Annotated in this window: 12 protein-coding genes; 8 read left to right on the top strand and 4 right to left on the bottom strand. The window is 62.2% G+C overall.

From position 1 onward, the window contains the following. Positions 1-25 precede the first annotated feature (25 nt). From GFU70_RS02655 to aceE, 4 genes are all read right to left on the bottom strand, one after another. A complete protein-coding gene (locus tag GFU70_RS02655) occupies positions 26-2,719 on the bottom strand; it encodes a putative bifunctional diguanylate cyclase/phosphodiesterase (RefSeq protein ID WP_058543022.1) in 2,694 nt (897 codons plus the stop codon). A 182-nt stretch (positions 2,720-2,901) separates the two neighbouring features. Beyond that, the gene (locus tag GFU70_RS02660) at positions 2,902-4,293 is read right to left on the bottom strand and encodes an alkaline phosphatase D family protein (RefSeq protein ID WP_153387556.1); all 1,392 of its coding nucleotides are present in this window, start codon (positions 4,291-4,293) and stop codon (positions 2,902-2,904) included. Between the two features lie 310 nt (positions 4,294-4,603). After that, positions 4,604-6,238, bottom strand: a complete 1,635-nt coding sequence (aceF, locus tag GFU70_RS02665; protein ID WP_058543023.1) for a dihydrolipoyllysine-residue acetyltransferase — start codon at positions 6,236-6,238, stop codon at positions 4,604-4,606. Positions 6,239-6,249: 11 nt separating this feature from the next. Next, positions 6,250-8,895 carry a pyruvate dehydrogenase (acetyl-transferring), homodimeric type gene (gene aceE / locus GFU70_RS02670; protein WP_116643311.1) on the bottom strand — a complete coding sequence of 882 codons (2,646 nt, stop codon included), beginning with the start codon at positions 8,893-8,895 and terminating at the stop codon, positions 6,250-6,252. A gap of 382 nt (positions 8,896-9,277) precedes the next feature. Here aceE and glnE point away from each other — a divergent pair, with 382 nt between their 5' ends. The 8 genes from glnE (at position 9,278) to GFU70_RS02710 (ending at position 19,303) form a co-directional block, all read left to right on the top strand. Next, positions 9,278-12,229 carry a bifunctional [glutamate--ammonia ligase]-adenylyl-L-tyrosine phosphorylase/[glutamate--ammonia-ligase] adenylyltransferase gene (gene glnE, locus GFU70_RS02675; RefSeq protein WP_153387557.1) on the top strand — a complete coding sequence of 984 codons (2,952 nt, stop codon included), beginning with the start codon at positions 9,278-9,280 and terminating at the stop codon, positions 12,227-12,229. Positions 12,230-12,338: 109 nt separating this feature from the next. Beyond that, positions 12,339-13,373, top strand: a complete 1,035-nt coding sequence (gene waaF, locus GFU70_RS02680; RefSeq protein WP_153387558.1) for a lipopolysaccharide heptosyltransferase II — start codon at positions 12,339-12,341, stop codon at positions 13,371-13,373. A gap of 1 nt (position 13,374) precedes the next feature. Further along, the gene (gene waaC / locus GFU70_RS02685; protein ID WP_153387559.1) at positions 13,375-14,433 is read left to right on the top strand and encodes a lipopolysaccharide heptosyltransferase I; all 1,059 of its coding nucleotides are present in this window, start codon (positions 13,375-13,377) and stop codon (positions 14,431-14,433) included. After that, the gene (locus tag GFU70_RS02690; RefSeq protein ID WP_153387560.1) at positions 14,433-15,557 is read left to right on the top strand and encodes a glycosyltransferase family 4 protein; all 1,125 of its coding nucleotides are present in this window, start codon (positions 14,433-14,435) and stop codon (positions 15,555-15,557) included. Before waaC ends, GFU70_RS02690 begins: the two co-directional genes overlap by 1 nt. Then, on the top strand, positions 15,554-16,360 hold the full coding sequence (rfaP, locus tag GFU70_RS02695) for a lipopolysaccharide core heptose(I) kinase RfaP (RefSeq protein ID WP_058543029.1): 807 nt from the start codon (positions 15,554-15,556) through the stop codon (positions 16,358-16,360). Before GFU70_RS02690 ends, rfaP begins: the two co-directional genes overlap by 4 nt. Further along, complete coding sequence (locus GFU70_RS02700; RefSeq protein WP_058543030.1) at positions 16,360-17,094, top strand: lipopolysaccharide kinase InaA family protein; 735 nt, start codon at positions 16,360-16,362, stop codon at positions 17,092-17,094. The genes rfaP and GFU70_RS02700 overlap by 1 nt, the downstream gene beginning before the upstream one ends. Then, the gene (locus GFU70_RS02705) at positions 17,091-17,843 is read left to right on the top strand and encodes a lipopolysaccharide kinase InaA family protein (protein ID WP_153387561.1); all 753 of its coding nucleotides are present in this window, start codon (positions 17,091-17,093) and stop codon (positions 17,841-17,843) included. The genes GFU70_RS02700 and GFU70_RS02705 overlap by 4 nt, the downstream gene beginning before the upstream one ends. Beyond that, positions 17,843-19,303, top strand: a complete 1,461-nt coding sequence (locus tag GFU70_RS02710) for a lipopolysaccharide kinase InaA family protein (RefSeq protein ID WP_153387562.1) — start codon at positions 17,843-17,845, stop codon at positions 19,301-19,303. The genes GFU70_RS02705 and GFU70_RS02710 overlap by 1 nt, the downstream gene beginning before the upstream one ends. The last annotated feature ends 259 nt before the right edge of the window (positions 19,304-19,562 follow it).

Consider the following 19,562-nt stretch of genomic DNA (forward strand, 5'->3'; position numbering starts at 1 on the left):
ATGGACGTAGAGGTGGCTGCGACCGTCAGACCAGCGGTCCGCGGGGGTAGCGCTTGAGTTTTTCGACCAGATCGGCGCCGGGGATTGGTCGGTCGAACAGGTAGCCCTGGCCGACGTCGCAGCGATGACGGCGCAGGAAGGCCAGTTGCTGGGCGGTCTCGATGCCTTCGGCCACGACCTTGAGTTTCAGGTTGTGGGCCATGGCGATCACTGCGGAGGTGATCTCCATGTCGTCCTGGTTGTCCGGGATTTCGTGGATGAAGCTGCGATCGATCTTGATGATGTCGATCGGGAATTTCTTCAGGTAACTCAGGGACGAATACCCGGTGCCGAAGTCGTCCATGGCCAAGGTCAGCCCCAGGCGCTTGAGCTGGTCGAGCTGCAAGTGGGTGTCTTCGGTGGCTTCCAGCAACAGGCCTTCGGTCAGCTCCAGTTCCAGCAGCCGGGCCGGCAGTTGCTCCTCCTTGAGAATGCTGGCGATGGAGGCGACCAGGTCCGGGTCGGAAAACTGCTTGGGCGACAGGTTGATCGCCACTTGCAGGTTACCCAGGCCGGCTGCGGTCAGTTGCTTGCTCATGCGGCAAGCCTGGCGAGCGATCCATTTGCCAATGGGGATGATCAGGCCGGTTTCTTCGGCCACGCTGATGAACTGGTCCGGGCGGATCATGCCCTTTTCCGGATGGTTCCAGCGCAGCAGCGCTTCCATGCCCAGCAGGCGGCCGCTGCGCAGGCACAGCTTGGGCTGGTAGAACACGTCCAGCTCGTTCTGGGTCAGGGCGCGGCGCAGGTTGTTTTCTACGAACAGCTTGTAGCTGGCCTCGGCATTCAGGGCCTCGGTGAACACCTGGACCTGGTGCTTGCCGTTGGCCTTGGCCTTGTGCAGGGCGAGACCGGCGTTGCGCATCAGGGTCTGTGGATCGCGACCGTGCAGCGGCGCGCAGGCCAGGCCCACGGAGCCGGTCACGCTGATCAACTGGTTATCGACGAACATGGGTTTGTCGAGGGTCATCAGCAACTGACTGGCGATCTGCTGCCCGGCTTCCAGGCTCGTGTCGTCCAGCAGGACCGCGAATTCGTTACTGGCAAATCGCGCCAGGCTGCCGCTGGGGCTCAAGCTGTTGCGCAGGCGCCGGGCCAGGCTGATCAGCAGTTTGTCGCCGGTCTGGTGGCCGAGGCTGTCGTTGATGCGCTTGAAGTTGTCGATGTCCACCAGCAGCAGGCTGATGGGTGAGTCACTGTCCCGGGCGAAGCGTTCATCGAGGTTGCGAATGAACGCCGGACGGTTGCCCAGGTTGGTCAGGTTGTCGGTGTAGGCCAGGCGCTCGATGCGCTGCTGGGCCAGCTTGGTCTGGGTGATGTCTTCGTAGATGCCGATGTAATGGGTCAGCTCGCGGTTATCGCCATAGACCTTGGAGATCGACAGCTGGCCCCAGTAGGGCTCCAGGTTCTTGCGCCGGCTCTTGAACTCACCCTGCCAGCTGTTGCTCTGGGCCAGCGCCGAGGGTGCGTCGAACAGCAGTTCGCTGAGGTTCTCCAGGGCCGGCAGTTCCGAGAGGCGTTGGCCGTGGACTTCCTCGGTGGTGTACTGGGTGATCGCGGTGAAGCTCGGGTTGACGTACTCCACCACACCGTCGCAATTGACCAGCAGGAACGCGTTGGCGCTCTGCTCCACAGCGCGCTGGAACAAGTGCAGGGCGCTGGTGGCGGTACGTCGGTTGTGGTTGTTGATAACCTGGGCGAACTGGTCCGCCAGCTCGCCGGCAAAGGCGATTTCATCCGATTGCCAGGCGCGGGTGACGCCCACTTGCTCCAGGCACAGCACGCCCACCACCTGGCCGTCGATACGCACGCTCGCGTCGAGAATGGCATTGACGTCACGGGCGCGCAGGCTCTCGGCCATTTCCCGGGTGCGCGGGTCGCGCATCGCATTGTGGGCGTCAATGGCGCGGCAGGTCTGCAACGCCTCCATGTAGTTGGGAAAGTCGTTGGCGTTGATCACCGCTGGCAGGAAATACTCCTGGGACGCGTGGTTGTAGGCGGAAATCGGCACCAGTTTGCCATCGTCCAGATTCCAGAGGCTGGCGCAGTCGATCTGGTAGATGTCGCAGGCGCTGCGGGTGATGAGTTCGGCCGCTTCGAGCAGGGAGTTGTTGGCACTGTAGCGTTGACGGGTCAGCAGCAGGATCAAGTCTTGTTGGGCGCGTACCCGGTCCAGGTGCTGGAGCTGTTCTTGCTGGGCGCGCTGGTTCAGTTCCAGGGCGATCTGCAGGCGTGAATTCTGGGTTTCCAGGTCCAGCGCGGGCACGGAGGGTTCGCCTTGCAGCAAATGGTCCACCGCCAGCAGGTAACCGCGTAGCAGATGACGATTGTGTTGCTTATAGGCTTCACCCGTCTCCAGCACATTCATCGGGCCCTTGGTGGTGTGGAGCGTGTAGCGAATCTGGTAATGCGCGGCCTGGGCCAATTGTTGCTGGATGGCGTCGTGCAACTGATAGCGCGCTTCGGGCTCCATCAAGCTGGCGTAGGGCGCACTGACCAGCGAGCACAGTTCTACCGCCGGCAGACCGAAGTATCGCTCGCAGTTGGGGTCGAGGAACAACAGCGCCCAGCTTGCTTCATTCAGCCGTTCGAAACGCAGCATACCGAGCCGCGAGGGCACCGGTAACTGCGTCACTACCTCGGCCGCCATACGGCTGGCGGCATCGGGTTGGCTTTTCATGGGGAAACTCGCTTCGAAAATGCTGATCGCGCCGGGCTGACGCCCTCGTTATTACGGATTGGCGCAAGGTTGCATCATTGCGGCACTGGCTGACAAGAGAGATGAAGGCCAAGTGCTATAAACCTTTTATCGGCCGACGAGAGGATTTCTCCAGTCGCCGACCGATCAGAGGGCATGGAAGGTCATTGCAGGGCAATATCGACGGTTTGCAAGGGATTGCCGTCCCGGTCGTGGAAGGTGACTTGAAGGCTCTGCGCCGTGACATGCAGGCGGGCGAAGTTGTCCTGGCTCACCACTTTGCTGGTCAGTTCATAGCGGTACTCACCGCTTTTGGTGCGGGCCATGGGCCTGTGGAAAATAAAATCCGAGGCTTTTGCAAAAGGCAGCAATTTGCTGTTGTAGAACGGCGAGGAAACGACGGTGTTGACCTCGAAATCAGGATCCTCGCTGTGACCCAGGCGGCTGGTCATGGAACCGTGGACATCGCCCGAGACGAAAACCACGTTTTTGATCCGGTGGCGGCGTATGGTTTCCAGCAGGCGCAGGCGTTGTTCCGGGAAGGCCTGCCAGGCATCGCCATCATCGTGCTTGCTGTCAGGGAAGAACATGACGCTGGTCACGACGAGTTTGACCCGGGCGGGGCTGTTGACGAGCCACTCGAGCAAAGACTGTTCCTGTTCCTTGTCGAGGATGCGCCGATCATCCGCCGACAGGTTGCGTTGCGTCCGGCTGTCGGTGACGAACCATTGGATATCGCCGTGGGTGAAGGTGTACCAGTAGCGGGTTAGCGACTTGTTTAATGTTCCGTCGTTCGACAGTTCATGGGCGGGTCCATGGCTGGCCTGATAAAGCCCATAAGCGTCCATGGCATTGGCGTACAGGATGTCGTCGTTACCGGTTCTCCTGGCAGGCCAGTTGTCTTCGATCTCATGGTCGTCGAGGATCATGTAGGTAGGGGTACCAGACATCAGTTTCCTGATGTGCGGCTGGGTGAATACCGTGCGGTATCTGGAGAGAATGTTCTTATAGGTTCGGTCCGGGCCGATGACATTCAGGTCATCCAGATAAACCTGGTCGCCGGTCATCAACACCGCGCTGATCGGTGGGTCGGCCTGCGCCACGAGGCGGTTGATGCCGGCAAAGGTGCGGTCCCCAAGCCCGGGTAGCAGCGGCGTGCCTGCGGCGATTCGCAAGTAGCGGCAAGAACCCACGATATAGGCGCGAGGTGCATCGGTTCTGCTGGCCGGTGTGCGTAAGCAGTAGGTGTTCCGGGGCCATTGCAGCGGCAGTTCCTGGACGGTTACCACGGTATGGGTCGGGCTCAGGGGACTGACCCAGCCGGCCTGGTATTCGTAGGCGGTATCGGGTTGAAGGTCTTTCAACACGATCACATCGGACATGTCGCGGTAGGCCTCCAATTGGACAAAGTGCCCTTTCGACCAGCGTGTATCGCCTTGGCGCCGGTGGCGAATGCCGGCGAATGCCCGGTTGTTGGCGTGATCGCCCCGCAGGAATATCCGGGCGTGATCCGTTGTCGTGTGGCCGACTATGGGGCCGACGGTAGGTTTGAACATATTCGAATCCATTCGAAATTTTAGTAGTGGGGGCAAGTATCAAGTTGCCTTGGCGGCTTGATGCTAAAGCTCGACGCGCCATAAATATCGCTAGGGAAGGGGGCGCAAGTTGTGGGAAATGACTAACAGGTGGCGTGGTCATTTAGAGCTTGTGTGGTAGGAAAATAGCCTTGGCGCCGCAAGACCATTGTGGGAGCAGGCTTGGATTCCAGGCAAAAAAAGCCCCGCCAAACGGGCGGGGTTGAGGTACGAGCGTGGCGCTCGGAAAACGGTGCGCCGAATGGCCCTCCCAAGGGAGGGCCGCCCGGTGTTACAGCAGGATGGTGCGGATGTCGCCCAGCAGGTCGCTCAAGCGCTTGGTGAAGCGTGCAGCGGCGGCGCCGTTGATCACACGGTGATCGTAGGACAGCGACAGTGGCAGCATCAGCTTGGGCTGGAAGGCTTTACCGTCCCAGACCGGCTGGATGGTGGCCTTGGAAACACCCAGGATCGCCACTTCCGGCGCGTTGACGATCGGCGTGAAGCCGGTGCCGCCAATGTGCCCGAGGCTGGAGATGGTGAAGCAGGCGCCTTGCATGTCGTCGGCAGTGAGCTTCTTGCTCCGGGCTTTTTCGGCCAGGGCAGCGGCTTCGCCAGCCAGTTGCAGCAGGCTCTTCTGGTCGACGTTGCGGATGACCGGTACCAGCAGGCCTTCCGGGGTGTCGACGGCAAAGCCGATGTGCACGTATTTCTTGCGGATCACAGCCTTGCCGCTTGGCGCCAGGGAGCTGTTGAAGTCCGGCAGTTCCTTGAGCAGGTGCGCACACGCCTTGAGCAGCAGGGGCAGCACGGTCAGCTTCACGCCGGCCTTTTCCGCCACGGCTTTCTGGGCGACGCGGAAAGCTTCCAGCTCGGTGATGTCGGCCTGGTCGAACTGGGTCACGTGCGGAATGTTCAGCCAGCTGCGGTGCAGGCTCGAAGCGCCGATCTGCATCAGGCGCGTCATGGCCACTTCTTCGGTTTCGCCGAAGCGGCTGAAGTCCACCGCCGGGATCGGCGGAATGCCCGCGCCGCCAGTGGCGCCTTCGGCCGGTGCGTTCTTGGCCTTCTGCATCATGGCCTTGACGTAGGCTTGCACGTCTTCTTTCAGCACGCGACCGTGAGGGCCGCTTGGGCCGACGGCCGACAGCTCGACACCGAATTCACGGGCCAGCTGACGCACCGCAGGGCCAGCGTGCACCTTGGCACCGCTTGGCGCAGGCGCGGCGACCGGGGCTGGGGCAGCCTCGGCCTTGGCGGCAGGCGCGGCGGCTGGAGCCGGGGCTTCGGTCTTGGCGGCAGGTGCAGCGGCCTGGGCGGGTGCGGCAGGCGCCGCAGCGCCAGCGACCTTGAGTTTCAGGATCAGGTCACCGGTGCCGACTTCGTCTTCCAGCTTGATCTCGACGCTTTCCACCACACCGGCGGCCGGCGAGGGGATTTCCATGCTGGCCTTGTCGGATTCCAGGGTGATCAGCGACTGGTCGGCTTCGACGGTGTCGCCAACCTTGACCAGCACTTCGATGATCTTGGCCTTGCCCGACGAACCGATGTCCGGGACATGAATGTCCTGGACGGTGGCAGCGGCAGGCGCAGCAGCTGGCGCGGGAGCCGCTTCGGCAGCCGGTGCGGCGGCAGGCTTTTCAGCCGCGGCCGGGGCGGCAGCAGGGGCGGGTGCTTCAGGCGCCGCAGCGGCGCCCTCGACTTCCAGTTCCAGCAGTTCGTCGCCTTCTTTCAGACGGTCGCCGAGCTTCACTTTCAGGCTCTTGATGACACCGGCCTTCGGCGCAGGCACTTCCATGCTGGCCTTGTCCGATTCAAGCGTCAGGATGCTCTGGTCGGCTTCGATGCGGTCGCCGACCTTCACAAACAGTTCAATTACTTCACCTTCACCGCTGCCGATGTCAGGTACGCGAATGAGTTCGCTCACGAAAATTCTCCTCAGCAGTCCAGTGGGTTGCGTTTTTCCGGATCGATGCCGAACTTGGCGATGGCTTCGGCCACCACTTTAGGTTCGATATCGCCACGGTCAGCCAGGGCTTCCAGGGCTGCCAACACAACGAACTTACGGTCGACTTCGAAGAAGTGACGCAGCTTCTTGCGGCTGTCGCTACGGCCGAAACCGTCGGTGCCCAGCACTTTGAATTCCTTGGAAGGAACCCACTGACGGATCTGTTCGGCGAACAGCTTCATGTAGTCGGTAGACGCGATGACCGGACCTTTGCGGCCGTTCAGGCATTCTTCGACGTAGCTCAGCTTTGGCTTCTGGCCAGGGTGCAGGCGGTTGCTGCGCTCTACGGCCAGGCCGTCGCGACGCAGTTCGTTGAAGCTGGTGACGCTCCAGACGTCGGCGCCGACGTTGAACTCTTCACGCAGGATCTTCGCCGCCTCACGCACTTCGCGCAGGATGGTGCCCGAGCCCATCAGCTGGACGTGGTGCGCCGCTTCGCGGGTATCTTCTTCGAGCAGGTACATGCCCTTGACGATGCCTTCCTCTACGCCGGCCGGCATGGCTGGCTGCTGGTAGGACTCGTTCATCACGGTGATGTAGTAGAAGACGTCCTGTTGCTCTTCGGTCATCTTCTTCATGCCGTCCTGGATGATCACCGCCAGCTCGTAGCCGTAGGTCGGATCATAGGTGCGGCAGTTCGGGATGGTCCCGGCCAGCATGTGGCTGTGGCCGTCTTCGTGCTGCAGGCCTTCACCGTTGAGGGTGGTGCGGCCTGCGGTACCGCCGATCAGGAAGCCACGGGTACGGCTGTCGCCGGCCGCCCAGGCCAGGTCGCCGATGCGCTGGAAGCCGAACATCGAGTAGAAGATGTAGAACGGCAGCATCGGCTGGTTGTGGCTGGAGTACGAAGTACCGGCGGCAATGAAGGAACTCATGGCGCCCGCTTCGTTGATGCCTTCTTCGAGGATCTGGCCCTTCTTGTCTTCGCGGTAGAACATCACCTGGTCTTTATCGACTGGCTCGTAGAGCTGGCCGACGGACGAGTAGATACCCAACTGGCGGAACATGCCTTCCATACCGAAGGTACGGGCTTCGTCCGGGATGATCGGGACGATGCGCTGGCCGATTTCCTTGTCCTTGACCAGTTGCGCGAGGATCCGCACGAAAGCCATGGTGGTGGAGATTTCACGGTCGCCCGAGCCGTCCAGGATTGCCTTGAGGGTCTCCAGTGGCGGGGTCGGGACGCTGAAGCTCTTGGCGCGACGCTGCGGTACGAAACCGCCCAGTGCGGCACGGCGCTCTGCCAGGTAACGAGCTTCGGCGCTGCCTTCTTCGGGCTTGAAGAACGGCAGGTTTTCCAGCTCGCTGTCCTTGACCGGAATGTCGAAGCGGTCGCGGAACAGCTTCAGGCTGTCGACATCGACCTTCTTGGTGTTGTGCGCGGTGTTCTTCGCTTCGCCGGCACCGGTGCCATAACCCTTGATGGTCTTGGCCAGGATGACGGTTGGCTGCTCTTTGTGGTTGACTGCCTGATGGTACGCCGCATAGACCTTGTACGGGTCGTGGCCGCCACGGTTGAGCTTCCAGATCTCGTCGTCGGACAAGTCGGCAACCATTGCCTTGAGTTCAGGCGTGTTGAAGAAGTGCTCACGGACGAACGCGCCGTCCTTGGCCTTGTAGTTCTGGTACTCGCCGTCGATGACTTCGTCCATACGACGTTGCAGGATGCCGTCGACGTCCTTGGCCAGCAGTGGGTCCCAGAAGCGACCCCAGATGACTTTGTTGACGTTCCATTGGGCGCCACGGAACACGCCTTCGAGTTCCTGGATGATCTTGGCGTTGCCGCGAACCGGGCCGTCGAGGCGCTGCAGGTTGCAGTTGATGACGAAGATCAGGTTGTCCAGTTTCTCGCGGCCGGCCAGGGAGATCGCGCCCAGGGATTCCGGCTCGTCGCACTCGCCGTCACCCATGAAGCACCAGACTTTCTGCTTGCCTGGCTGGATGAAGCCACGGGCTTCCAGGTACTTCATGAAGCGCGCCTGGTAGATCGCCTGGATCGGACCCAGGCCCATGGAAACGGTCGGGAACTGCCAGAAGTCCGGCATCAGCCAAGGGTGCGGGTACGAAGACAGGCCGTTGCCGTCCACTTCCTGGCGGAAGTTGTTCATCTGGTCTTCGGAGATGCGGCCTTCCATGAACGCACGGGCGTAGACGCCTGGCGATGCGTGACCCTGGAAGTAGATCAGGTCGCCGCCGTGTTCGTCGGTCGGGGCCTGGAAGAAATAGTTGAAGCCGATGTCATACAGCGTCGCGCTGGAGGCGAAGCTGGAGATGTGACCGCCCAGGTCAGAATCTTTCAGGTTGGTACGCATGACCATGGCCAACGCGTTCCAGCGTACCAGCGAGCGAATGCGGCGTTCCATGAACAGGTCGCCAGGCATGCGTGCTTCGTGGGTAACGGGGATCGTGTTGCGGTACGGCGTGGTGATGGCGTAGGGCAGTTGCGAACCGCTGCGGGTTGCGAGTTCGCCCATACGGGTCATCAGATAATGAGCACGGTCTTCGCCTTCTTTGTCGAGAACCGATTCCAGGGCGTCCAGCCATTCCTGGGTTTCGACGGGATCGAGGTCTTGCATGGCTTGCTCCAGGGCGGAAAGGCTACCAGAATCGGTTGCCTGAGTTTGCGACTGGCCTTGTGGGCAGACGATATAAATTCTTGGATTGCCGAAGGTTGTTTCGGCGGCGTGTAGTTTTACTACAAATCGTCGGCCGTTTCAGCCTTTCGAATGTATAGACGAGTAGTAAAACTACACATGAGCGGCTTATGGCCCCTCGTTTCGTTGTGAGAATAATCGTTACTGTTGGTCTTTAGCCAACTCGAACAGGTAAAAACTTGATGCCGGCTGCCAATAAAATCAGATTTTCAGCTATTTATCATCTTTGTTCGACAGTCGATCAGGTAGTGTCTTTTGAAAAAACACTACATCCAGCCTCCCCTGCGCCGATCAAGGATAGACCATGAGCCTGCCCTCGCTTGCCCCAATACCGGAAATGGTACCGGCCATTCTCCAGTCATTGGTCAGTCGCGCCGAGCAGTCGTTCCGTGCGGTGGTCGCCTTGCTCGACGACGATCACGGGCTGTCGGCCTGGACCCCGCAGCGCTGGGAGGCGTTCAACCGTATTGCCGCCGCCAGCGACTTTGTCATCGAGCAGAGTGTCCGTGACCCGGTGATGCTACTGGAACTGGTGCGCAGCGGCGAACTGGACCGCAGCCTGGCGCCCGGTGAAATGTGCGCGCAGATCGGTGCCGCCGTGCAGGCCGCCGAGACGGAAGAAGAGCTGGGCCGCGTCCTGCGCCGCCAGCGCACCCGCCAGCAAGTGCGGATCATCTGGCGCGACCTGACCCGCCAGGCCGACCTGGTCCAGACCTGCCGCGACCTCTCGGACATGGCCGACACCTGCATCGACCAGGCCTATCAATGGTTGTACCAGCGCCTCAGCCAGCAATTCGGCACACCCACCGGACGGCGCAGCGGCGAGCCGCAGCAGATGGTCATCCTGGGCATGGGCAAGCTCGGCGCCGTGGAGCTGAACCTGTCGTCGGACATCGACCTCATTTTCGCCTACCCCGAGGGTGGCGAAACCGTTGGCGTCAAGCGACCGCTGGATAACCAGGAATTTTTCATCCGCGTCGGCCAACGCCTGATCAAGGCCCTGGACCCGATGACCGTCGACGGTTTTGTGTTCCGCGTCGACATGCGTCTGCGCCCCTACGGCTCGGCCGGAGCGCTGGTGCTGAGCTTCAATGCCCTGGAGCAGTATTACCAGGACCAGGGCCGCGACTGGGAGCGTTACGCTATGATCAAGGCGCGCGTGGTGGCGGGTGACCAGGTGGCGGGAGCGCAACTGCTCGACATGCTGCGCCCGTTCGTCTATCGCCGTTACCTGGATTTTTCCGCCATCGAAGCGCTGCGCACCATGAAGCAACTGATCCAGCAGGAGGTGCGGCGCAAGGGCATGGCCGACAACATCAAGCTGGGCTCGGGCGGCATTCGTGAGGTGGAGTTCATTGCCCAGGCGTTCCAACTGATCCATGGCGGTCGCGACCTGAGCTTGCAGCAGCGCCCGCTGCTCAAGGTGCTGGGCACGCTGGAAGGCCAGGGCTATCTGCCGGCCAAGGTGATCGACGAGCTGCGTCAAGGTTATGAATTCCTGCGTTATACCGAGCATGCGATCCAGGCCATTGCCGACCGCCAGACCCAGATGTTGCCGGACAACCCGCAGGATCAGGCGCGCATTGCCTTCATGCTGGGGTTTGCCGACTGGTCGACCTTTCACGAGCAATTGATGTACTGGCGCGGGCGTGTGGCCTGGCATTTCGGCCAGGTCATCGCCGACCCGGATGAAGAAGCGGGCGTCGAAAGCGAAGTGGTGGTGGGCGGCGAATGGTTGCCGTTGTGGGAAGACAGCCAGGATGAAGAGGCGGCGTGTCGTCAGTTGGAAGAGGGCGGCTTCGTCGATGCACCCAAAACCCTCAAGGCCTTGGCCGCCTTGCGCGGCAGCCCGCAACTGCGCGCGATGCAACGCCTGGGACGCGAGCGTCTGGATGCCTTCATTCCGCGCCTGCTGGCCCAGGCTGTGGAGCATGCCGATCCGGACTTGGTGCTGGAGCGGGTGCTGCCCTTGGTGGAGGCCGTGGCCCGCCGTTCGGCCTACCTGGTGCTGTTGACGGAAAACCCCGGCGCCCTGCGGCGTTTGCTGACGTTGTGCGCGGCGAGCCCGTGGATTGCTGAACAAATCACCCGCTTCCCATTACTGCTCGATGAATTGCTCAACGAGGGCCGGCTGTTCAAGCCGCCCTTGGCGCCGGAGTTGGCGGCGGAGTTGCGTGAGCGCCTGACGCGCATCCCCGAGGATGACCTTGAGCAACAAATGGAGGCGCTGCGGCATTTCAAGCTGGCGCACCGCCTGCGGGTGGCCGCCTCGGAAATCGCCGGCAGCCTGCCGCTGATGAAAGTCAGCGATTACCTGACCTGGCTGGCCGAGGCGATTCTCGAACAAGTGCTGGCCCTGGCCTGGCGCCAGACGGTGGCCAAGCACGGTGTGCCATTGCGCACCGATGGCAGCCTGTGCGATCCGGGCTTCATTATTGTCGGTTATGGAAAAGTCGGCGGCCTGGAATTGGGGCATGGTTCGGACCTGGACCTGGTGTTCATCCACGATGGCGACCCTCAGGCGGAAACCGACGGCCCGAAACCCATCGACGGCGCGCAGTTCTTCACCCGGCTCGGCCAGCGGATCATTCACCTGTTGACCGCCCAGACCAACTCCGGGCAGTTGTATGAAGTGGACATGCGCCTGCGGCCGTCCGGGGCGTCGGGGTTGCTGGTCAGTTCCCTCGGGGCGTTTGCCCGTTATCAGGAGAATGAAGCCTGGACCTGGGAGCATCAGGCGTTGGTGCGGGCGCGGGTGCTGGTGGGCAGCCAGGACGTGGGCCAGGCGTTCGAGAAAGTCCGCGCCCAGGTGCTGGGACGCAAGCGTGACTTGCCGACGCTGCGCCAGGAGGTCAGCGAGATGCGCGCCAAGATGCGCGACAACCTTGGCAGCAAGGCCACCGCCGCCGGGACTGCGCCGAATGCCTTCGAGGCCACGGCGCCCTTCGACCTCAAGCAGGACGCCGGAGGTATCGTCGATATTGAATTTATGGTGCAATACGCGGCCCTGGCGTGGTCCGAGGAACACCCGTCGCTGGTGCGCTACACCGATAACATCCGCATCCTGGACGGGTTGCAGGAGGTTGGGTTGATGCCGGCCGAAGATGCCACGCTGTTGCGCGAGGCCTACAAAGCCTACCGATCCGCCGCTCACCGCCAGGCCTTGCAGAAGGATGCCGGGGTGATCCCGGGCGACCAGTTCGTGGATGAACGCAGGCAGGTACTGCGGATCTGGCGGGAGCTGGGGCTGAGCTGAAGATTTAAATGTGGTGTGTTGTAGATTAGGGCAACAGGCAACGACCTAAGCCACAGTGATTCTCGAGGCGGGGAGGCGTAGGCCTCCCCGTATCGTTTTTGGAAAACACATGAATATTCTGATCGTTGGGCCCAGCTGGGTCGGTGACATGGTGATGGCGCAGACACTGTTCCAGTGCCTTAAACAGCGTCATCCGCAGTGCGAAATCGACGTCCTGGCCCCCGAGTGGAGCCGGCCGATCCTTGAGCGCATGCCCGAGGTACGCAAGGCCTTGAGCTTCCCGCTCGGCCATGGCGTGCTGGAGCTGGCGACCCGTCGGCGCATCGGCAAATCCCTGGCCGGTCAGTACGACCAGGCGATCCTGTTGCCCAATTCGTTGAAATCGGCGTTGGTGCCGTTCTTCGCCGGCATCCCCAAGCGCACCGGCTGGCGTGGCGAGTTTCGCTACGGCCTGCTCAACGACGTGCGCACGCTGGACAAAGAACGTTATCCGCTGATGATCGAGCGTTTCATGGCCCTGGCCTGCGAGCCTGGGGCCGAGCTGCCCAAGCCGTATCCACGACCCAGCCTTGCGATCGATCCGGTGACCCGTGAAGCGGCACTGGCCAAGTTCGGCCTGAGCCTGGATCGTCCGGTGCTGGCCCTGTGTCCGGGGGCCGAGTTCGGAGAGTCCAAGCGCTGGCCGGCGGAGCATTACGCCCAGGTTGCCGAGGCGAAGATTCGCGAAGGCTGGCAGGTCTGGCTGTTCGGCTCGAAAAAAGATCACCCGGTGGGCGAAGACATCCGTTCGCGGCTGATCCCGGGGCTTCGGGAAGAGTCGGTGAACCTCAGCGGCGACACGTCCCTGGCCGAAGCCATCGACCTGCTGTCCTGCGCCGATTCGGTGGTGTCCAACGACTCCGGCCTGATGCATGTGGCCGCAGCCCTGAACCGGCCATTGGTGGCGGTCTACGGTTCCACCTCGCCAGGCTTCACGCCTCCGCTGGCCGACAAGGTCGAAGTCGTGCGCCTGGGCATCGAGTGCAGCCCGTGCTTCGACCGCACCTGCCGCTTCGGTCACTATAATTGCCTGCGCCAGCTCATGCCGTCGTCGGTGAACGAGGCCCTGGAGCGTTTGCAGGGCATACCCGTGGAGGTTCGGTAACTTGCGGGTATTGCTGATCAAGACCTCTTCGCTGGGGGATGTGGTTCACACCCTGCCGGCGCTGACCGATGCGGCGCGGGCGATTCCTGGCATCAAGTTCGATTGGGTGGTGGAAGAAGGCTTTGCCGAAATCCCCACCTGGCACCCGGCTGTGGGCAAGGTCATCCCGGTGGCGATTCGTCGCTGGCGCAAGAACCTCTGGCAAACCATCAAGAGTGGCGAATGGCGACGCTTCAAGCAGAGCGTGCGCGCCGAAAAGTACGACCTGGTCATCGACGCCCAGGGTCTGCTGAAAAGCGCCTGGCTGACCCGCTACATCAAGGCCCCGGTGGCCGGTCTGGATAAAGATTCGGCGCGTGAGCCCCTGGCGGCGCGCTTTTATTCCCGGTGCCTGGCGGTGGCTCGCGGTCAGCATGCGGTCGAGCGCGTACGGCAGCTGTTTGCCCTGGCGCTGGGTTATGACTTGCCGCAGACGCAGGGTAGCTATGGCCTCAACGTCGACCGATTGGTGGAGTTGCCACGCCCCTATCCCTATGTGGTGTTCCTGCACGGCACGACCTGGGAGTCCAAGCATTGGCCCGAACTGTACTGGCGCCAGCTCACCGAGCGCATGGGGCAGTTCGGCGTGGTAGTAAAGCTGCCGTGGGGCAGCCCCGCCGAGAAGGCCCGGGCCGAACGCATCGCCAGCGGGTTGCGCAATGCCCTGGTGCTGCCGAAGCTGAACCTCGGCGGGATGGGCAAGGTGCTTGCCGGGGCCCAGGCTTGCGTGGCCGTGGACACCGGTCTCGGTCATCTGGCCGCGGCCCTGGACGTGCCGACCATTTCCCTGCTCGGCCCGACCAATCCGGTGCTGACCGGTGCCTACGGCAAGGGCCAGATTCACCTCGCCAGTGATTTCCCTTGCGCACCGTGCATGCAGAAACACTGCACTTACCCGCCGACCGCCGAAGACGCCCGGCGGTTTGACCTGAAACGCGAGCAGCCCCTGTGCTTCACGCGTCTGAACCCCGAGCGTGTTGCCAGCCACCTGAGCACGTTATTGGCTGAGGAGCCGCGCTGATGCAATTGGCTTTTGTCCTTTACAAGTACTTCCCCTTCGGTGGCCTGCAGCGTGACTTCATGCGCATCGCCCTGGAATGCCAGCGACGCGGTCACCAGATCCGTGTCTACACGCTGATCTGGGAAGGTGACGTGCCGCCCGGTTTCGAAGTGCTGGTGGCGCCGGTCAAGGCGCTGTTCAATCATCGTCGCAACGAGAAGCTCAGTGCGTGGATGGAGGCCGACCTGGCCAAGCGCCCAGTGGACCGTTTGATCGGCTTCAATAAAATGCCCGGCCTGGACGTGTATTACGCCGCCGACGGCTGCTTCGAAGACAAGGCGCAGAACCTGCGAAATTCGCTGTACCGGCGCTGGGGCCGCTACCGGCATTTCGCCGAGTACGAGCGGGCGGTGTTCGCCAAGGACGCCAAGACCGACGTGCTGATGATTTCCGAAGTCCAGCAGCCACTGTTCATCAAGCACTACGGCACGCCGCTTGAGCGCTTTCACCTGCTGCCGCCGGGCATCGCCCAGGACCGGCGGCGGCCCGCCAACGCCGACGAGATCCGTGCCGCGTTCCGGGCCGAATTCGAGCTGGCCGAGGATGATCTGCTGCTCGTGCAGATCGGTTCCGGATTCAAGACAAAGGGCGTGGATCGCAGCCTCAAGGCCCTGGCCGCGCTGCCCGCCGAATTGCGAAAGCGCACCCGGCTGTTTGTAATCGGCCAGGACGACCCCAAGGTATTCCAACTGCAGAGCGCCGCACTGGGGCTCGGTGAAAATGTGCGGTTCCTCAAGGGCCGCAGCGACATCCCGCGTTTCCTGCTGGGCGCCGACCTGTTGATCCATCCGGCGTACAACGAGAACACCGGCACCGTACTGCTCGAAGCGCTGGTGGCCGGGTTGCCGGTGCTGGTGAGTGCGGTGTGCGGGTACGCCCATTACATCGCCGAGGCCGACAGTGGCCTGGTGTTGGATGAGCCGTTCGAGCAAGCACAGCTCACCGAGTACCTGGGCCGCATGTTGAACGATGCCGATGCCCGGGCGGCCTGGAGCCGCAACGGTCTGGCCTTCGCCGAGACGGCTGACCTCTACAGCATGCCGCAGCACGCGGCCGATGTGATATTGGCGGAGCACGCACAATGAAGTTGATGCTGGCCGAACCGTTCAAGAGCCTTTGGGCCGGGCGCGATGCGTTCGCCGAAGTCGAGGCGCTCAAGGGCGAGGTCTATCGCGAACTGGAAGCCCGGCGCACCTTGCGCACGGAGGTGGACGGTCGCGGTTTTTTCGTGAAGATCCACCGCGGCATCGGTTGGGGCGAGATCTTCAAGAACCTGTTCACCGCCAAGCTGCCGGTACTCGGCGCAGGGCAGGAATGGAAAGCCATCCAGCGTTTGCAGGAAGTCGGCGTGCCGACCATGACCGCTGTCGCCTACGGCGAGAAGGGCAGCAACCCGGCAGACCAGCACTCGTTCATCGTCACCGAAGAGCTGGCGCCGACCGTCAGCCTTGAAGACTTCAGCATCGACTGGGTCAAGCAACCGCCGCAACCGGCACTCAAGCGTGCCCTGATCGCCGAAGTGGCGCGCATGACCGGCATGATGCACCGCGCCGGGGTCAATCATCGCGACTGCTACATCTGCCATTTCCTGTTGCACACCGACAGGCCAGTGACACCTGCCGATTTCAAACTTTCGGTGATCGACCTGCACCGTGCCCAGACCCGTCCAGCCATTACCACTCGCTGGCGCAACAAAGACCTGGCGGCGCTGTATTTCTCGGCGCTGGACATCGGCCTGACCCGGCGCGACAAACTGCGTTTCCTCAAGGGCTATTTCCAGCAGCCGCTGCGCCGAATCCTCGCTGAAGAGGCGTCCTTGCTGGCCTGGCTCGAAGGCAAGGCCAATAAGCTGTATGCCCGCAAGCAGCGATATGGGGACGCGCTCTGATGTCGGGTTGGAATCTGGAACCGGCCTACGCCGATCTGGCGCAGGATTTCGGTAGCCTCGAAGCGGTATTCGCGTTGCAAGGGGAGCGGTTGACCCGTGATCCGTTGTCAGAGGTGATCCGGGTGCAGCGAAACGGCGTGAATTACTACGTCAAGCGCTACGTCGGGGCCGGCAAAGGCTTGCGGCGCTACCTGGGCAAGCCGCGGGTCAAGTCTGAATGGCAGAACCTCAAGCGCTTCGCCAAATGGGGCATTCCCACCGCCGAAGTCGTGGGTTGGGGCTTGGAGCGAAACGGCGCGACCTATGCCCGTGGCGCGATGATCACCCGCGAGCTGCCGCATACCGAAGACCTTTCGGCCCTGGCCGAGCGTCGCGATCCAAGGCTGGCCGACCGCGCCTGGGTCGACAATGTGAGCCGGCAACTGGCCGTCTACACGCGGACCATGCACGATCATCGTTTCACCCATAACGACCTGAAGTGGCGCAACCTGTTGATCGATGACCAAGCGAAGCTGTTCCTGATCGACTGCCCGAACGGCGCCTTCTGGCGTGGCTTCTGGCTCAAGTACCGTATCACCAAGGATCTGGCATGCCTGGACAAAGTGGCCAAGTATCACTTGTCGGCCACGAAGCGCCTGCGGTTCTACCTGCAATACCGCCAGCGCGACCGGCTCGATGCGTGTGACAAGAAACGCATCCGTCACGTGGTGAGATTTTTCGAGGGGCGTGAATGACTGATTTTCTGGCCGCTGAAGACCGGGCGTTGTTGCAACGTCATGGCCTGGACAGCTTCGAGGCCTTGTGGGCGCGGGAACTGGACGCGGTGGACGAACCCAACACCTCGGGTGACGGCTGGAGCAGCGTGTTCCGGCTGGAGCTGGAGGGGCAGGGTTATTACCTCAAGCGCCAGAGCAATTACCTGACCCGGACCTTGTCCCACCCTTTTGGCGAGCCAAGTTTCTCCCGAGAGTTTCGCAACATCAGCCGTTATCGCCAACTGGGCATTCCGGCCCTGCAAGCGGTGTTCTATGGCCAGCGCAAGGTGAGCGGCGAGGTGCGGGCGATTCTGCTGACCCGCGCCCTGGACGGCTGGGATGACCTGGATTCGCTGGTGCAGCGCTGGTCGAGCCTGACGGCGGCGCAGCGCACCACCATCCTCAACGCCTGCGGTCAGTTGGCGCGGCGCCTGCACGGCATGCATCAGGTGCACGGTTGCTTCTATCCAAAACACATCTTCCTGCAAGCCACCGCCGACGGCTTCCAGGCGCAACTGATCGACCTGGAAAAGACCCGGCCGCTACTGTTCGGTCTGCGGGATCGAGTCAAGGACCTGGAGCCTTTGCTGCGGCGTGCCTCTGTCTGGAGTGATGCCGATGTGCGCCAGCTGCTGTCCAGTTATCTGGACCAGCCGCTCGACAGTGGGCTGGTCGACCGCTGGATGACCCGTCTGAACGCTCGGCGCAGCCACAAGGAAGCCCGTTGATGCACTTGTCCGAATTGAAGAATTCCGGCCGCAGCCCCGGCCTGCCCCTGAGCCTGGAACTGGCCGATGCCGCCGGCCCGGCGAAGTTGCAACTGCTTTCGCTGTTGCGGGTGTTGCCGGGGCAGCGTTATGTCGGTGCTGGCGTCTGGCGTGGCCGGCCGGTGTTGGCCAAATTATTGGTGGGCAACAAGGCTGCCCGGCATTTCCAGCGGGAACTGCAAGGCGTGCGCCTGCTGGCGGAGCAGGGGATGACCACGCCGTTGTTGCTGGCCGATGGCCTGAAAGAGGGTGAAGGCGGCTGGTTGTTGTTCGAATTGCTCGAAGGCGCCCAGAGCCTGGGGGATGCCTGGAAACAGGTCGAACACCTGCCCTTGCTGGCCGACGAACAGACGGCGGTGCTGGCCGAAGCCCTGGGCGCTATCGCGCAATTGCACAGCAAAGGCCTGTGGCAGGAAGACCTGCACCTGGACAACCTGCTGCGTCACGACGGCAAGCTCTACTTGATCGACGGCGCCGGCATCCGCGCTGAAATCCCAGGCCAACCGTTGTCGCGGCAGAAAGTATTGGAGAACCTGGGGGTGTTTTTTGCCCAGCTTCCCAAAGCCCTCCAGCCGTTCAATGAAGAACTGTTGGTGTATTACCTGCTGGGCAACGCCGAACATGCGCTGCCCATGGAGGCGCTGCAAAAACAGATCGACAAGGTGCAAGCCTGGCGCCTGAAGGATTTCCTCGAAAAAGTCGGGCGCGAGTGCAGCCTGTTCAGCGTGCGGCGCGGGCCGTTCGGCCTGCGGGCGATCCGTCGTGACGAAGAGGCGGCCATGATGCCGGTGCTGGAGCAGGCTGATGCCTTGCTCGACCAAGGCCACTTGTACAAGACCGGTGGCGCGGCGAGCGTCGGCAAAGTCGAGGTGAACGGTCGTACCTTGGTGATCAAGCGCTACAACATCAAGAACTTCGCCCATTGGCTCAAGCGCTTTTGGCGCCCGAGCCGCGCCTGGCATTCCTGGCGTGAAGGTCATCGCCTGGCCTTTCTCGGTATCGCCACGCCCAAGCCCCTGGCACTGCTGGAAAAGCGCTTCCTGTGGCTGCGCCGCGGCGCTTACCTGGTCACCGAACACCTGGCGGGGCCGGACATCATCGAGCGCTTCGGCCCCTACGTGCAAAACGGTGACGCCCCCGAGACGGAGTTGCTGGCGCTGGATCGCTTGTTCGCCGACCTCATCCGCGAACGTATCAGCCACGGCGACTTCAAGGGCCACAACCTGTTCTGGCAACACGACCGCTGGGCGCTGATCGACCTCGACTCGATGTGCCAACACCGCACCCACGCCAGCTTCGCCCAGGCCTACGCCCGGGATCGCGCGCGGTTCATGCGCAATTGGCCGCAGGACAGTGCGCTGTATCGGGTGATCGATGAGCGGTTGCCCAAGGATGTCGATAGCGCGCCATCTGTCTTGTAACCGGTCACTGTTGGCAGAGATTGCTTCCCGCAGGGCTGCGCCTGTAGGAGCTGTCGAGCGAAGCGAGGCTGCGATCTTGCCCAGGTACTAGAGTCTCAAGCGAAAGATCAGAAGATCGTCCGAACGCGGCCCGAGCCTTCGCCAGCACCTACAGAGCCCGGCGGGAAAAAACGCCCTCGCCAAAGGTGCGCGTGGCCCGTCAATAGCGCCAGGCGGCGCGCTCTAAACGCTCCCCACTCACCGCTAGAGGCTTGAGGCC

Source organism: Pseudomonas brassicacearum, from assembly GCF_009601685.2.
In the GTDB taxonomy this organism is placed as follows: domain Bacteria; phylum Pseudomonadota; class Gammaproteobacteria; order Pseudomonadales; family Pseudomonadaceae; genus Aquipseudomonas; species Aquipseudomonas kilonensis_B.

What these genes read in the sequence shown, in the direction of transcription:
- GFU70_RS02690 (WP_153387560.1), top strand. Translation starts at nt 14,433, where the DNA reads ATGCAATTGGCTTTTGTCCTTTACAAGTACTTCCCCTTCGGTGGCCTG.
- glnE (WP_153387557.1), top strand. Translation starts at nt 9,278, where the DNA reads ATGAGCCTGCCCTCGCTTGCCCCAATACCGGAAATGGTACCGGCCATT.
- aceE (WP_116643311.1), bottom strand. Translation starts at nt 8,895, where the DNA reads ATGCAAGACCTCGATCCCGTCGAAACCCAGGAATGGCTGGACGCCCTG.
- waaF (WP_153387558.1), top strand. Translation starts at nt 12,339, where the DNA reads ATGAATATTCTGATCGTTGGGCCCAGCTGGGTCGGTGACATGGTGATG.
- rfaP (WP_058543029.1), top strand. Translation starts at nt 15,554, where the DNA reads ATGAAGTTGATGCTGGCCGAACCGTTCAAGAGCCTTTGGGCCGGGCGC.
- GFU70_RS02700 (WP_058543030.1), top strand. Translation starts at nt 16,360, where the DNA reads ATGTCGGGTTGGAATCTGGAACCGGCCTACGCCGATCTGGCGCAGGAT.
- GFU70_RS02710 (WP_153387562.1), top strand. Translation starts at nt 17,843, where the DNA reads ATGCACTTGTCCGAATTGAAGAATTCCGGCCGCAGCCCCGGCCTGCCC.
- GFU70_RS02705 (WP_153387561.1), top strand. Translation starts at nt 17,091, where the DNA reads ATGACTGATTTTCTGGCCGCTGAAGACCGGGCGTTGTTGCAACGTCAT.
- GFU70_RS02660 (WP_153387556.1), bottom strand. Translation starts at nt 4,293, where the DNA reads ATGTTCAAACCTACCGTCGGCCCCATAGTCGGCCACACGACAACGGAT.
- GFU70_RS02655 (WP_058543022.1), bottom strand. Translation starts at nt 2,719, where the DNA reads ATGAAAAGCCAACCCGATGCCGCCAGCCGTATGGCGGCCGAGGTAGTG.